Origin of the sequence: Erythrobacter sp. HI0063 (genome assembly GCF_001635685.1) — a bacterium.
Taxonomy (GTDB): Bacteria; Pseudomonadota; Alphaproteobacteria; order Sphingomonadales; family Sphingomonadaceae; genus Qipengyuania.
In genome coordinates this window covers 1-13,730 of sequence record NZ_LWFF01000278.1, presented here as the reverse complement: position 1 = coordinate 13,730, position 13,730 = coordinate 1, and the positions used below count along the sequence as shown (strand labels likewise).

Below are 13,730 nucleotides of genomic sequence, written 5' to 3'. Positions count from 1 at the left end.
GTCCTTTTGACAAACGAAAAGCAGTTCGACGATCATTTGGCCGAGTGATCGACGACGATCCTGCTTTTTCTTGTTTTCCTGAATTCGGCCGAAGCTGAAATGACAATAACCAGCTCGACAATTCGTCAAGCCAACCTTGCACGCGCTATTCGCGCAGTTCAAGCTTGCGGGCTTGAGATACAACGAGTGGAAATTAGCTCGAATGGCTCGGTCAGCCTCATAACCAGTTAAAATACTGTGGCAGAAATTTCTCCTTTTGATCAATGGAAGGAGAAGAAAAATGCGCGTTCGTCTTAAAGGTATTAACCGCGTCAAAAAGCGATTAGCCAATGGATCACAGGTCGTATACTATTACGCCTGGAAGGGAGGACCGAGACTGAAAGGGACTCCGGGATCGCCCGAATTTATCGACAGTTATAATTTGGCTTTAGAAAACCGCCGTGTCAAACCCGATGGACTTCTTCAGAGCGTGTTGAATAAATATCTTGCGTCTCCGATTTTTCTCGGACTAGCTGATAAAACACGGAGGGATTACAGCCGTCACATTCGCGCCATTGAAGATGACTTTGGAGATTTTCCGATTGCTGCGCTGAGCGATGACCAAGCCCGAGGAGAGTTTCTTGAGTGGCGCGATAAGATTGGTCTGAAAAATCCTCGTCAGGCAGACTACCGTTTCAGCGTCCTAGCGCGTATTCTCTCTTGGGCCGTCGATCGCGGGGTTGCCCCGGCGAACCCATGCAAGAATCCGGGCCGTCTTTATCACTCAGAACGCGTGGATAGCGTCTGGACAACCCAAGACGAAGCCGCTTTTTACGAGCGAGCTCCTAAGCACCTTCATCTGGCCCTCATGCTGGCGCTTTGGACCGGGCAGCGGCAAGGGGATTTACTCGCCCTAACATGGGCAGGCTATGATGGGAGGCGCATTCGCCTCAGGCAGAAGAAAACAAACAGGCGCGTAGTCATCCCCGTTGGCGCCCCACTTCGGCGTTCACTGGATGCTTTGAAATCGACGGTGAGCAGCCACATTAGTAACGCTTCGGATTTGAGCTCATCGACAGTCCTAACAACACAAAAGGGAAAGGCTTGGACTGAGGATGGTTTCAGAACGTCATGGAGCAAAGCATGCGCTAAGGCTGGCGTCGCTGATGTAACTTTCCATGACCTTAGAGGCACTGCGGTCACCAGGCTCGCATTGGCAGGGTGCACGTCGCCAGAGATCGCCACAGTCACTGGCCATTCGCTCAAGGACGTGAACGCCATCCTGGATGCCCACTATCTGAGCCGCGATTCGCAGCTCGCTGAAAGTGCCATCAAGAAGCTGGAGAAGAGGGTGGAATCTCCCAACTGAGCTCCCAACCGGCGGATTTGCTCCAACCGGAGAATGGATATTTTCTAGGAAAAACAATGGTGGACGCACTAGGGCTCGAACCTAGGACCCGCTGATTAAGAGTCAGCTGCTCTACCAACTGAGCTATGCGTCCACTGCAGACCATCCGGCTGCGATCCCCGAGTCGGGGAGGCGCTCATATAGCCGGGATTTCTCCGATGAAAAGGGGCTGCGCGCCGGTTTTGCGAAAAAGTTCGCATTCGCAGCGCCGCATTCAGCCCAGCATTCCCTTGCGGCCCTGCTGCCGGTTCCAGCGATAGACCATCATCAGCGTACCGATGCAGATCATGTTCGTCAGCATGGAGGATCCGCCATGGCTCATGAAGGGCAGGGGAATGCCGACGACGGGCGCAAGGCCCATCACCATCATCAGGTTGATCGCGACGTAGAAGAAGATCGTCGCCCCCATGCCTGCCGCCAGAAGCTTGGCGAACCGGTCGTTGGAATTGCGTGCGACCGACAGCGCCCAATACAGGATCAGCGCGAAGCAGCCGATTACCACGACGCCGCCGATGAAGCCCCATTCCTCGGCCATGGTAGCGAAGATAAAATCGGTGTGGGGCTCGGGCAGATAGTGGAGGTGGCTCTGCGTGCCTTCGTTGAAGCCCTTGCCGCTGAAACCGCCCGATCCGATCGCGATCTTGGACTGGGTGATGTGATAGCCATCACCCAGAGGATCGTTCTCGGGATCGAGGAAGGTGAAGACGCGGCGTTGCTGATAGGGCTGGAGCCCGAAGAAAAAGGCGAGCGGGGCGATCACGGCTGCGGCGGCCCCGGCCATCAGGAACCAGCGCAATGGCAATCCGGCCAGGAACATCACCACGCCCCCTCCGAAGGCGATGGCAAGCGAGGTGCCGAGATCGGGCTGGGCGAGGACGAGCATGATCGGGAGCCCAATGAGGATCCCGGCCGGTACGAGAGCGCGCCAGGTCCCGATCATTCCGACTGGAAGATCGCCGTAGAAGCGCGCCAGCACCAGCACGAGCGCGGGTTTCATCAGTTCGGACGGCTGCAACTGCATGAAGCCGAGATTGAGCCACCTCTGGCTTCCCCCGCCGACGAACCCGATCGCCTCGACGACGACCAGCAGGATCAGAACCAGCACATAGACCGGATAGGCGGCCAGCTTGACGATGTCGGGCGGGAACAGCGACAGCACGATCGCCATCACCAGAAACACGCCAAAGCGCAGCAGGTGCGATCCGGCATAGGGGTCGAGCGAGCCACCCGCGGCGGAATAAAGCACCAGCCCGCCGAACCCGATCAGGATGAAGAGCGGGAACAGCATCATCCAGGGCTGGCGTGCGACGGGTGTGGGTATCACGCTCATTGCGGGCGCGGCGTACCGGCTGTGGCAGGAGCGGGCGTGGGCGCATCGCTCGCCGCGGGCTGCGGAGCGGCAGGCGTGCCAGGCGCGGCGACCGAATCGGGAGGAGGCGTGTTGCTGCTGGGATTCGCCTCGTCACGCGGCGTGATCGGCGTATTCGCGATCTCTTCGCTCTGGCGCGCGGCGACGCGTGCTTCGGCTTCGACGAGGTCGAAAATCTCTTCATCGCGGCTCGGCGCGGGCGGCACGGCTTCGCCGGCGGCGGTGGCATAGGCGATGTATTTGCGGGTCAGCCGCTCCTGCGCGGTACCGCCCCATTGTTCTTCCAGAGCGCGCAGAGCGTCCATCCCCTTCTGCGGATCGAACATGAAGGTCATCACGTCGCGCGCGATCGGATAGGCTGCGCCGGACCCGCCGCCATGCTCGATCACGACTGCGCCCGCATATTTCGGTTTGTCGAAGGGGGCGAAGAATACGAACAGGCCGTGGTCGCGATATTTCCACGGGCCGGATTTACCGTCCGACTTGCTGAGCGAAACCACCTGCGCCGTGCCGGTCTTGCCCGCCATCAAAATGTCGTCGAACGGCAAGCGCCCGCGCCCGGCGGTGCCGGGGCCGTTGACGACGTCGCTCATCGCCTGGCGGACATAGGCGACGTGATCTTCGGGGAAATCGATCTGGTCGGCTCCGGTGCTCTTGTTCGAGCGGGTGAGGCGCGGATTGAGGTGGCGACCGGTCGCGAGACGCGCCGTCATCACGGCGAGCTGGAGCGGATTTGCAAGGTAATAGCCCTGTCCGATCGAGGCATTGGCCGTGTCGTAGGCCTGCCATTCTCGATCGTATTTTTCTTCCAGCCATGAAGGCGAAGGCACGGTACCGTAGAACTGGCTGATGACAGGCAGATCGAACTGCTTGCCCATGCCGATCGACTTGGCAAAATCGGCCACCTTGTCGAAGCCGACTTCCAGCGCCATGCGATAGAAATAGCTGTCGCAGGATTGGTAGATGCCCTTGGCCATGTCGACCTGGCCGTGATTGCCCCAGCAATTGAAGAAGCGATTGCCGATCCGAACGCCGCCCCCGCAGGTGATGGTGCGGTTGGGATCGATTCCGGCCTTCAGGAAGGCCATGCAATGCATCGGCTTGACGGTGGACCCGGGCGGATAGAGGCCTTTCAGCACCTTGTTGCGCAGCGGAACGCGATCGTCGTCGCGCAGCATGGCGTATTCCACGCGCCCGATCCCTTGCGAAAAGCTGTTGGGATCGAAGCTCGGCATGGAGGACATGCACAGGATGTCGCCGTTCTCGCAATCCATGACGACGCACGATCCGCTTTCAAGCCCGATGCGGCGCGCGGCATAATCCTGCAACGGCCCATCGATGGTGAGGCGGATGGGATCGCCCTGAATATCTTCGCGCGTTTCCAATTCCTGCACGATGCGGCCGGACGCGGTCACTTCGACCCGTCGCGCGCCCGGCACACCGCGCAGATCCTGCTCGAACTGACGCTCCAGCGCGTCCTTGCCGATCTTGAAGCCGGGCGTGATCAGGAGGGGATTGCCCTCTTCCTCGTATTCCTCGGCATTGGCGGGGCCGACATAGCCGATCAGATGGCCGACAGCCGGGCCGGTCGGATAGTGTCGGGAAAAGCCCCGCTGGGGGACGACGCCGGGCAGGTCGGGCAGGCGCACGCTGACGGCGGCGAAATCCTCGTAATCGAGGCCGCTCGCGATCTCGACGGGCTGGAATCCGGCGGCGTCCTCCACGCGCTTCGTCACGTCGGCCATGGCCGCTTCGTCGAGGCGCAGGATGCGGCCCAGCGCGCTCAGCGTACCGGAGGCATCCACCAGCTGGTCGGGGATGACATCGACCCGGAAATCCGCGCGGTTGGAGGCGAGGGGCGCACCGTTGCGATCGAGGATCCACCCGCGGCGCGGCGGGATCAGCGACAGATTGACGCGGTTGCTCTCGCTTTCGAGCTCGTACCGCTCGTTCTCCGCAATCGCGATATAGCCCATGCGTGCGGCGAGCAGCGTGCCAATCCCGCCCATCGCCCCGGCGACCAGGAAGCTGCGTCGCTTGAACGCATTGTCCAGCATCGAAGCGGTGGTGGGCTGTCCCTTGCGCGATCCGAGTTTCATACCGCCGCTCAGCCCAGCTTGCGCCAGCGCGTCAGGCGCTTGCGATCGAGGAAGGCCACGAACAGCGCGACCAGGGGAAAAAGGAGGATCGAAAGAACGATTTGGGGCACAAGCGCAATCAACATGGGAAGAGAGGGTTCGCCGCCGGAAAACAGCATGGCCGCCAACAGATACACGGGCAGGATTAAACCGGCGGTGAACCAATCCTGCGCGAAGCTGCGCCAGGGGAAGCGCGTTTCGATCACTTCGACTGCGATCATGGCGAGCGACCAGAGCAGGGCGGCGCTGCCGAGAGGCTGGCCGCTGAACAGATCGTCGAACAGGCCAAGCGGGAAGCCCGCCCATACCGGCAGCAGGCCTGGCCGTACGAGGCGCCAGCCGATGAGCATGAGAAATCCCAGCGGCGGCACGATCGGCAGCGCGCTGGCGATCACGATCAGCGGCAGGACCGAAGCCAGCATGATCGAGAGATACGGTACGCCATTTGCCAGGACGGTCGAATGCGAGCGATTGATGCGGCTGCCATAGGCATCGCTGCGGGAGCGGGGGTTCATCCGCTCCATTATTCGCCCAGTTCGCGTTCGATCGGCGTCCGCGATCCGCGCAGCGCGGCAGGCTCGAATATCGGCAGGACCGACACGAAATCGGCGGCCGCGGGATCGGTCACGATGCGGGCGAGTGCGCCGTCGTCGGTGATTTCGGTCGCGATGGCGACGGCGATGCCGGGCTGATAATACCCGCCCGCGCCGCTGGTGACGAAGAGGTCACCCTTCTCGATCGGATTGATGCCGAGATTGATCAGCCGGATACGGATCAGGCCGTCGCCGCGTCCTTCGGCGAAGGCCACGACTTCGTCTTGCGCGCGGCGCACCGGCAGCACGCTTTCGCTGTCGGTGAGGAGAAGAACGCGCGAGCTGCGATCGCCGACCTCGAGGATGCGGCCGACCACCCCGCGCGGGGACCGCACCGGCATACCCACGCGCACCCCATCCTCGGCACCCGCGCCGAGATAGGCGAAGCGCCGCGTGCTGGCGGATGTGGCGCCGATCAGCCGGGCGGTGGCGACCGGCTTCGTGTCGGTGTTCTGCAGGGACAGCAGCGATTTCAGCCTGCGGTTCTCCTGCTCGACCGCCTGCGCTTCCTTCAGGCGAATGCGCGCGATTTCCACCTCGCGCTTCAATTGCGCATTCTGCGATCCGGCGCGCAGATAGCCGCGCACGGCCTGGTAGAAGCTTTTGCTTTCCGTTCGCCCGGTGGCGACCGTGCGGGTGGCGGGCGCCACCGCGTCGTTCGCCTCGCCCCGCAGGCCGGAAAGGAATTGCGGCTGCCAAAGCGACAGGCCGAGCAGGATCGCACCCACCAGCGCGCCAGCGCCGGCAGCGATATAGCCCGTGAAGAGGCCGTATTGCGCCCTTCGCGAATAGCTCGAACGCCGTTGCCCGGTCGGCGCCATCGCGGCCGTGCTCCCCTACTACTTCAAGCGCGGCCTAAGCCGTCATCAAAACGCCGCGATAGATTTCGTCTTCCATCGCACGGCCTGTGCCCAGCGCCACGCAGGAGAGCGGATCTTCTGCAATGGTGACGGGAAGGCCGGTCTCTTCGCGCAGATATTCGTCGAGACCCTGGATGAGCGCGCCACCGCCGGTCAGGACGATACCCTGATCGACGATATCGGCGGCGAGTTCGGGCGCGGTGTTTTCCAGCGCGATACGGACGCCTTCAACGATGGCCCCGATCGGTTCCGACAGGGCTTCTGCGATATGGCCCTGATTGATCGTGATTTCCTTGGGCACGCCGTTGACGAGGTCGCGCCCCTTGATGGTGATCGCTTCGCCGATGCCGTCTTCCGGCGCCACGGCGATGCCGTAATCCTTCTTGATCCGTTCCGCCGTAGCATCGCCGATCAGGAGATTGTGGTGGCGGCGGACATAGCTGACGATCGCTTCGTCCATCTTGTCGCCCCCGGTTCGCACCGAAGTGGTGTAGGCGAGACCGCGCAGGCTGAGCACCGCGACTTCGGTCGTGCCGCCGCCGATATCGACGACCATCGATCCGACGGGCTCGGTCACCGGCATGTCCGCGCCAATCGCGGCGGCCATGGGTTCGAGAATCAGGAAGACCTGGCTTGCGCCTGCGTTCGATGCGGCGTCGCGGATCGCGCGGCGTTCGACGCTGGTCGAGCCCGACGGAACGCAGATCGTGATTTCGGGATAGCGCATCAGGCTCTTGCGGCCATGCACCTTGCGGATGAAGTGCTTGATCATCTCTTCGGCGATTTCGATGTCGGCGATGACGCCGTCGCGCAAGGGACGGATCGCTTCGATGCTGTCCGGGGTCTTGCCCATCATCATCTTCGCATCGTCACCCACCGCCTTCACGCGCTTGACGCCGTTCAGCGTTTCGATCGCGACGACCGACGGTTCGTTGAGAACGATGCCCTGATCCTGAACATAAACCAGCGTGTTGGCGGTGCCGAGATCGATCGCCATGTTCTGCGAGCCGAACTTGAAGAGATTGTTCCAGAAGCTCATTCTAACCCGATTCCATAAGTGGATAAGGGCCTTACGCCTCGATTCTACGAGAGTTCCGACCCGATTGTGACAGCGGAGCGGTGGCCTTAGCGAAGGTGTGGCGAAAATGCCAAAACATTCACGGGCTCCTGCCGGGGAAATCTGCGCGCCCGGCCTCGAAATCGCGGCGCTTCGTCGCTAGCTTGCGCGGCTCGCCATGCCGATCATACGCCGCCTCCCCGAAACGCTCGTCAATCGCATCGCTGCGGGCGAGGTTGTGGAACGCCCCGCAGCGGCGCTTAAGGAGCTGGTCGAGAACGCCATCGATGCGGGCGCGACGCGGATCGCGATCAAGCTGGTCGAAGGCGGGCTTGGCTCGCTGGAAGTGACCGATGACGGGTGCGGCATGACACCCGACGAGATGGCGCTGGCGCTCGAACGCCACGCGACCTCGAAATTGCCCGACGAAGCTATCGAACAAGTTGCCACTCTAGGCTTCCGGGGCGAGGCGCTGCCGTCGATCGCCAGCGTGTCGCGCTTCACGTTGGAAAGCCGCCCGCGCGCCTCGGAGCAGGCCTGGCGCAAGGTGGTCGATCACGGCGCCATCGTGGCGGACGAGCCCGCTGCGCTGCCGCCGGGTACGCGCGTGCGGGTCGAACAGGTCTTCGCCAAAGTGCCCGCGCGGCGCAAATTCCTGCGGACGCCGCGCAGCGAATATGCCGCCTGCCTCGACGTCGTGCGCCGTCTCGCCATGGCGCGGCCCGATATCGGCTTCACGCTGGAACACGGAGAACGGCGCATCCTGGCACTCCAGCCGGACGAGGCGATTGCCGATCGCGTGGCGCAGGTCGTCGCCCGTGAACTCAAGGACAATGGCGTCGCCATCGAGCTGGAGCGGCCGGGCGAGGCGGGGCCGATCCGCCTGTCCGGGATAGCGGGCCTGCCGACCTACAATCGCGGTATCGCTGATCATCAATATCTGTTCGTCAATGGGCGCCCGGTGAAGGACCGGCTGCTGACCGGCGCGGTGCGCGGGGCCTATGCCGACATGCTTGCGCGCGATCGGCACGCAGTGCTGGCCCTGTTCTTCGACCTGCCGCCGGAAGATGTCGATGTGAACGTCCACCCGGCCAAAACCGAAGTGCGGTTCCGCGACGCGAACGCGGTTCGCGGCTTCATCGTGTCGGGCCTGCGGCAGGCCTTGGCGAGCGAGGATCGGCGCAGCGCGCAGACGCCCGATCGCGGCGCGATGGCGCGCTGGACGAGCGAGCCGGGACAGGGGGAGGCAATGCGCGACGAACCGTCGCCTGCGCTTGCATCGATCTTCGGCGGCCGCGACTGGTCCGCGCCCTCCCGTTCGGTGGCGGAGGCGGGTGCACCGTGGCGCGGGGTAGAGAACGATACCATCGCGGCGCCGTATGGGCGCGCTGAGGAAGCAGCGCCGATCGCGGAGAAAGACCGCGACTTTCCGCTGGGCGTGGCGCGCGGCCAGGTGGCCAATACCTACATCGTCGCCGAGGCGAAGGATGGGCTGGTCCTCGTCGATCAGCACGCCGCGCACGAGCGCCTGGTGCTGGAGCGTCTGCGCGCGGCGGGCGCGGAAGACGCCGTTTCGCGCAGCCAGGCGCTGTTGATGCCCGACGTGGTCGAACTGGACGAGACCGCCTGCGACCGGCTCGAAGATGCCGCCGACGGTCTTGCGCGCTACGGCCTCGTGATCGAACGCTTCGGCCCCTCGGCCATGCTGGTGCGCGCGGTCCCCCATTCGCTGAAGCAGGGCGATCCCGAAAAGCTGCTGCGCGATATCGACGACGATCTGGTCAAACACGGCGAAGCGCTGCTGCTCGGCGAAAAGATCGACCTCGTCCTCGCCAACATGGCCTGCCACGGATCGGTCCGCGCGGGCCGCGTCATGCGTGTCGACGAGATGAACGCCCTCCTGCGCGAAATGGAACGCACCCCGCGCTCGGGCCAGTGCAATCACGGGCGGCCCACCTGGGTCAAGCTGTCGATGGAGGATGTGGAGAAGCTGTTCGGGAGGAAGTGAGGCGCTGAACTTTCTTCGTCGAATTGCGACTTGCAGAGTTTTCTAGTCAAAAGCGGACGGTCGGCAAACGACCCCATTGCGGACACTCCAATTCACTTGGCTGATTGGTCCAGTTGGCTGTCAAAATACTGTGCCAGCATCTCTTCCCGACGACTGACAGCCGAGATGTGGAGGATGATTGTTTCGCTCAATTCGAGGTCGGGATGGTCTGCACAGAAACCGGCGAACCAGAAGGCTTCTGAAAGTGGCTCCTTGGCGTGCCATGTTGTCATGATGTGGTCTTTATCCGGCACCTTACCGAAATCGAACGCTTCTAAATTGGCCCAATCCACACTGTCGTGCCATTCTTCGCACGAGCAACCCCAAGCGATGACGTAGCGCGCTCCGATAGACCAAATCCAGTTGGCAACTCGGTTGCGCCATTCATCTGGCACTTCTTCCTCTGCAACAATAACCAGCCGATAGGACTTCGCTTCGAGCGAAGGGGGCTGTTGGCCCTGTTCAAGTTGTAGGTATTTTGGAGCCATCGCTCTGTCATATCAGAGGATTGGGTAGCGGCAATGTCCGCTTCCCACCCCAAACCGGCCATTCGGAAGCTCTGCTGCGATGTTAGAAGCAGACAGGCGGCTATTGTTCGCAATGCTATAAAAGCGGTCTAACTGCTTACGACCCCATTGTAGCCATAGCGCGGCTGTGAGACCGGACTTCATGACAAAACACTGCTGTGAAATGATGCGCACCAATGTCGAGAACATATGCGACGAGCATTCGGACCGATTTGAGTGCCCGGACTGCCTCATCCATCACTCGAAAACGCGGGATAGTTACGGACTCATCATCCATGATGGTGGGGCATCCGTCATCACGATTTCGCACTGCCCCTGGTGTGCCACCAAGCTTCCAAACGGCTTGGACTAATTGTCCGCTTTCCACCCCAAATCGGACGTACAGTTCTCAGCTCGGCTAGCCGGTAAGCCGACATTCGCCCCGGCTCACCTTTCTTTCCTTACGAGCTTTCTTCCTTGCTCCGGTCGATTCAAAATGGTCTCTGCATTCGGACCACCGATCGCTGCTTACTTCGATGGCAGACTCGGAATAATCGCTCGGGAGACAATCATGCGCGCACCGATTCTCTTGCTGGCTCTGGCCGTTGCAGCCTGCGGGGCGGAACAGAGTCCGGAGGAGAAAGCGGCCAGCGATGCGGCGGCTTCGGCGGAGATCCGCGCGGCGAACGTGCCGCCGCCCATTCCTGTGACGCTGGAGCCGATCGCCTATTCCGATATCGAGGCGAACGATCTGATCGGGATCGGGTGCAGCTTCGCCCTGGCGCGCGAGGCCGATGCGGCGATGGCGGTGACGATGGTGGAGGCGGCTTACGTGAAGCAGGATAACGAAATCCAGCGCCTGGCCCCCGACATGGGCAGCGCCGAAATGCCCTTCGGTACGCGTGCCCATTACGATGGAACCGCATTCGGGCTCGAAATAACGATGCGCGGGGATGGCGAACCGATCGGGGGCGAGACCACGCTTTACGATGCCGCGCTGACCTTGCGCGACGGGCGGGACCGGATCGTCTATCAGCGGGAAGGTGTGGCGCGCTGCGGCAGTTGAGCCGTCACTCCACTGGTGTATCGGGATCGCGCACCCGGATAAGGCCATTGCTGACCATTTCGAGCACCAGGACATCGTCCTGATTGAAAGTGCTCACCCGGCTCTTGAAAAGGCCCATATCGGGGCGTGACTTGCTGCGGCGCTTCTCGATCACTTCCGTCTCGCAGCGCAGCACGTCGCCCGGATAGACCGGTTTCACCCAGCGCAGCTGATCGATCCCGGGCGAGCCGAGACCTGCCTGTTCGACCACGGACATGTTTTCGACCAGCATCCGCATGGTCATGGCGCAGGTATGCCATCCGCTGGCGGATATGCGCCCGAAATGCGTCTTCGCCGCCGCCTCGTCGCTGAGGTGGAAGGGCTGGGGGTCGAACTTCTCGGCGAAGTCGCGCACCGCATCGGCCTCGACCTCGTAGCGGCCGAAGCTCTGCCGGGTGCCCACTTCGATTTCTTCGTAATACAGCATGGTTCGGGAAATGCCCCGGAATGCGGGCCGGGGCAATATCCAAACTTAACGTAGGTGTATCGCGCGCATCACCGGGCCGAGCCGTTCGGAGCGTCCGAGCCATTCGAGCTGGGTGCGCGCGGTCACCTCATTGATTGCCGTCTGGGGAATGGCGCCGCCGCTGACCGGCACTCTCAAGGGCCGGGTGCCCGGCGCCAAGGCCATGGTGCCCGCGATCGCGCGCGGCACATCCATCGGGTCGGCGCTTCGGCCCGAACCGTCCTCGGTCCCCATATTCGCGACCACTTCGGGATAGCCGCTCGTGTGGATGTCCTCGGCGCGGTTCTTCAGGGCGCCGGTATAGATGTTGCGGTTGACCCAGACCTCGGTCGGATAGCCGCCGGGTTCGATGATGGTGACATCGATATTGTGAGGCACGAGTTCGTAGGCGAGCTGCTGGCCCATCGCTTCCAGCGCGAATTTGGTGGCGCTGTAATGGCCGCCATGGGGCACGATCACGCGGCCTAATTGGCTGGAAATCTGGAAGATCTGCCCCGCACCCTTCGCGCGCATTCCCGGCAGCACGGCGCGGGCCATGCGGTGGCAGCCGAAGACATTGGTATCGAAGGCGAGCATGGTCGCCGCCATGTCCTGAACCTCGACCGGGCCGGAAATGCCGATTCCGGCATTGTTGATCAGCACGTCGATCGGACCGCCATTGATCCGCTCCGCCTCGGCGACGCCCGCGGCGACTTGATCGTCCGATAGAACGTCGATCTCGATCACCTGCAGGTCGAGATTTTCTTCGCGCGCGAGCTTTATCAATTCCTCTGCTTCGGGACGCGGCAGGTTGCGCATGGTGGCGAATACCCTCGCGCCGAGGCGGGCGTAATGTTCCGCGCCCAGCCGCCCGAAGCCGGAGGAGCAGCCGGTGATCAGGATCGACTTGCCCGATAGCTCGGCAGGAATCTGCACCGCGTCGGACTGCGCGCGTGAAGACGTGGCGGCGAGGGCGGTGGTAGCGGCTGCTCCGGCAAGCAGAGTACGGCGGGTGAGGGCGGTCATGGTCGGGTCTCCTTCGCGCGGGAATCTATCGGATTATCGCTTGCATGTCAGCGCGATGGGGCGAAAGCATGGCGGCGATGATGCGAACCGTTCTTCTTTCGACCGCCTTGCTCGGTGTGGTGCTGGCTCTTTCAGGGTGCGAAACCACGAATGAGGATGAGTGGGCGGGTGGGGCGCGCAAGCCCTTCCATCAGGCGGAACAGACCTGCGAGGCGCAGGCCGCTCGGATCGCGGAAGAAAGCGCCCGGCCCGCTTTCTTCACCGGATGCATGCAGGCGTTCGGATGGACCCGGCGCGCGGGCTAGCCCTGCATCCGCATTGCGACGTCGCTCATGAAGCGAACGTCCTCGCCCGCCGCCAGCCGATCCGCTTCGCTGCCGATCGCGGCGAGCATCTGGACCAGATCGTCCTGCTCGGCCTTGGCGTAATTTCCGAGGACGTGCCCGGTCACCCGGTCCTTGTGACCCGGATGGCCGATCCCGATCCGGACACGCCGGAAATCGGGGCCGAGATGCTTGTCGATGCTGCGAAGGCCGTTGTGGCCCGCCAGCCCGCCGCCGGTGCGGACCTTGACCTTGAAGGGCGCGAGGTCGAGCTCGTCATGGAACACGGTCAGCGCATCGGTGTCCAACTTGTAAAAGCGCAACGCTTCGCCGACGGCGCGACCGCTCTCGTTCATAAACGTCGCCGGTTTCAGGAGCAGCACCTTTGCAGTGCCGATGCGACCCTCTTGCACCCAGCCGGAGAACTTCTTCTGCGCCGGGCCGAACCCGTGCATTTCCGCGATCACGTCGCAGGCCATGAAGCCGATATTGTGCCGGTGCATCGCATATTGCGGTCCGGGATTGCCGAGGCCGGTCCAGATTTGCATGCAGGGCTGCTACATCAAGCGAGCGCGTCGAGAAAGTCCTGCGCGACACGCGGTTGTTCGAACCGGTGGACTGTGCCGGCAAAGGCGGCGAGGCGGCGTTTTATGGCAGGGGTCTTGCGACGGCGAAAGCGCGCGACATAGTGGAAAAAGGCCGGATCGAACCGCTCTGGACAGCCGGGCGGGGCATCGGGCCGCACGGTGCCGTGCAGCGTGGCGATGCGGCGAAACAGGCGGCTCAGGCAGACCAGCGTCGGATAGTCGAGCAGGATGGCCGTGTCGGCCCGCGCCAGCCTCCGGTCCAGGCTGCTGCCGAAATTTCCGTCGAT

At 62.6% G+C, this 13,730-nt stretch carries 13 protein-coding genes, 1 tRNA gene and 1 pseudogene; 4 read left to right on the top strand and 11 right to left on the bottom strand.

The genetic code is table 11. The features are described 5' to 3' along the window. Positions 1-280 precede the first annotated feature (280 nt). Positions 281-1,348 (top strand): tyrosine-type recombinase/integrase, encoded by a 1,068-nt coding sequence (locus A3736_RS09505; protein ID WP_067682230.1) that lies wholly within the window; start codon positions 281-283, stop codon positions 1,346-1,348. A 57-nt stretch (positions 1,349-1,405) separates the two neighbouring features. Here A3736_RS09505 and A3736_RS09500 read toward each other — a convergent pair. The 6 genes from A3736_RS09500 to A3736_RS09475 all read right to left on the bottom strand — a co-directional run bounded on the left by A3736_RS09500 (position 1,406) and on the right by A3736_RS09475 (position 7,386). Further along, positions 1,406-1,481, bottom strand: a tRNA-Lys gene (locus tag A3736_RS09500). Positions 1,482-1,601: 120 nt separating this feature from the next. Beyond that, on the bottom strand, positions 1,602-2,717 hold the full coding sequence (rodA, locus tag A3736_RS09495) for a rod shape-determining protein RodA (protein WP_067682227.1): 1,116 nt from the start codon (positions 2,715-2,717) through the stop codon (positions 1,602-1,604). Next, the gene (gene mrdA / locus A3736_RS09490; protein WP_067682224.1) at positions 2,714-4,855 is read right to left on the bottom strand and encodes a penicillin-binding protein 2; all 2,142 of its coding nucleotides are present in this window, start codon (positions 4,853-4,855) and stop codon (positions 2,714-2,716) included. Before mrdA ends, rodA begins: the two co-directional genes overlap by 4 nt. Before the next feature lie 8 nt (positions 4,856-4,863). Beyond that, positions 4,864-5,409, bottom strand: coding sequence for a rod shape-determining protein MreD (gene mreD / locus A3736_RS09485; protein ID WP_369815442.1), 546 nt, complete (start codon positions 5,407-5,409; stop codon positions 4,864-4,866). 8 nt (positions 5,410-5,417) lie between these two features. Next, entirely contained in the window at positions 5,418-6,308 is an 891-nt protein-coding gene (gene mreC, locus A3736_RS09480; protein WP_067682218.1) for a rod shape-determining protein MreC, read from the bottom strand. Between the two features lie 34 nt (positions 6,309-6,342). Continuing rightward, positions 6,343-7,386, bottom strand: coding sequence for a rod shape-determining protein (locus A3736_RS09475; RefSeq protein WP_067682215.1), 1,044 nt, complete (start codon positions 7,384-7,386; stop codon positions 6,343-6,345). A gap of 196 nt (positions 7,387-7,582) precedes the next feature. On the opposite strand from A3736_RS09475, the gene mutL reads away from it, so the two are divergent. Next, positions 7,583-9,412, top strand: a complete 1,830-nt coding sequence (gene mutL / locus A3736_RS09470; protein ID WP_067682212.1) for a DNA mismatch repair endonuclease MutL — start codon at positions 7,583-7,585, stop codon at positions 9,410-9,412. A 92-nt stretch (positions 9,413-9,504) separates the two neighbouring features. Here the strand turns inward: mutL and A3736_RS09465 are convergent, their stop codons facing one another. Next, a complete protein-coding gene (locus tag A3736_RS09465; protein ID WP_067682209.1) occupies positions 9,505-9,939 on the bottom strand; it encodes a hypothetical protein in 435 nt (144 codons plus the stop codon). 589 nt (positions 9,940-10,528) lie between these two features. On the opposite strand from A3736_RS09465, the gene A3736_RS09460 reads away from it, so the two are divergent. Continuing rightward, complete coding sequence (locus tag A3736_RS09460) at positions 10,529-11,023, top strand: hypothetical protein (RefSeq protein WP_067682206.1); 495 nt, start codon at positions 10,529-10,531, stop codon at positions 11,021-11,023. Between the two features lie 4 nt (positions 11,024-11,027). On the opposite strand, the gene A3736_RS09455 is transcribed toward A3736_RS09460, so the two are convergent. Further along, positions 11,028-11,489, bottom strand: a complete 462-nt coding sequence (locus A3736_RS09455; RefSeq protein WP_067682204.1) for a MaoC family dehydratase — start codon at positions 11,487-11,489, stop codon at positions 11,028-11,030. Between the two features lie 45 nt (positions 11,490-11,534). Next, positions 11,535-12,533 carry an SDR family oxidoreductase gene (locus tag A3736_RS09450; protein WP_067682201.1) on the bottom strand — a complete coding sequence of 333 codons (999 nt, stop codon included), beginning with the start codon at positions 12,531-12,533 and terminating at the stop codon, positions 11,535-11,537. A gap of 77 nt (positions 12,534-12,610) precedes the next feature. Here A3736_RS09450 and A3736_RS09445 point away from each other — a divergent pair, with 77 nt between their 5' ends. Beyond that, the gene (locus tag A3736_RS09445) at positions 12,611-12,838 is read left to right on the top strand and encodes a hypothetical protein (protein WP_156502060.1); all 228 of its coding nucleotides are present in this window, start codon (positions 12,611-12,613) and stop codon (positions 12,836-12,838) included. On the opposite strand, the gene pth is transcribed toward A3736_RS09445, so the two are convergent. Together pth and A3736_RS17615 are read right to left on the bottom strand one after the other, a co-directional pair. Then, a complete protein-coding gene (pth, locus tag A3736_RS09440; RefSeq protein ID WP_067682194.1) occupies positions 12,835-13,404 on the bottom strand; it encodes an aminoacyl-tRNA hydrolase in 570 nt (189 codons plus the stop codon). The two genes, A3736_RS09445 and pth, sit on opposite strands and share 4 nt — an antisense overlap. A gap of 14 nt (positions 13,405-13,418) precedes the next feature. Continuing rightward, a pseudogene (locus A3736_RS17615) lies at positions 13,419-13,730 on the bottom strand (topology modulation protein); the annotation flags it as partial.

Coding starts and splice junctions, on each gene's coding strand:
- A3736_RS09445 (WP_156502060.1), top strand. CDS start 12,611: ATGATGCGAACCGTTCTTCTTTCGACCGCCTTGCTCGGTGTGGTGCTG.
- pth (WP_067682194.1), bottom strand. CDS start 13,404: ATGCAAATCTGGACCGGCCTCGGCAATCCCGGACCGCAATATGCGATG.
- A3736_RS09455 (WP_067682204.1), bottom strand. CDS start 11,489: ATGCTGTATTACGAAGAAATCGAAGTGGGCACCCGGCAGAGCTTCGGC.
- rodA (WP_067682227.1), bottom strand. CDS start 2,717: ATGAGCGTGATACCCACACCCGTCGCACGCCAGCCCTGGATGATGCTG.
- A3736_RS09475 (WP_067682215.1), bottom strand. CDS start 7,386: ATGAGCTTCTGGAACAATCTCTTCAAGTTCGGCTCGCAGAACATGGCG.
- mreC (WP_067682218.1), bottom strand. CDS start 6,308: ATGGCGCCGACCGGGCAACGGCGTTCGAGCTATTCGCGAAGGGCGCAA.
- A3736_RS09460 (WP_067682206.1), top strand. CDS start 10,529: ATGCGCGCACCGATTCTCTTGCTGGCTCTGGCCGTTGCAGCCTGCGGG.
- mrdA (WP_067682224.1), bottom strand. CDS start 4,855: ATGAAACTCGGATCGCGCAAGGGACAGCCCACCACCGCTTCGATGCTG.
- A3736_RS09450 (WP_067682201.1), bottom strand. CDS start 12,533: ATGACCGCCCTCACCCGCCGTACTCTGCTTGCCGGAGCAGCCGCTACC.
- A3736_RS09465 (WP_067682209.1), bottom strand. CDS start 9,939: ATGGCTCCAAAATACCTACAACTTGAACAGGGCCAACAGCCCCCTTCG.
- mreD (WP_369815442.1), bottom strand. CDS start 5,409: ATGAACCCCCGCTCCCGCAGCGATGCCTATGGCAGCCGCATCAATCGC.
- mutL (WP_067682212.1), top strand. CDS start 7,583: ATGCCGATCATACGCCGCCTCCCCGAAACGCTCGTCAATCGCATCGCT.
- A3736_RS09505 (WP_067682230.1), top strand. CDS start 281: ATGCGCGTTCGTCTTAAAGGTATTAACCGCGTCAAAAAGCGATTAGCC.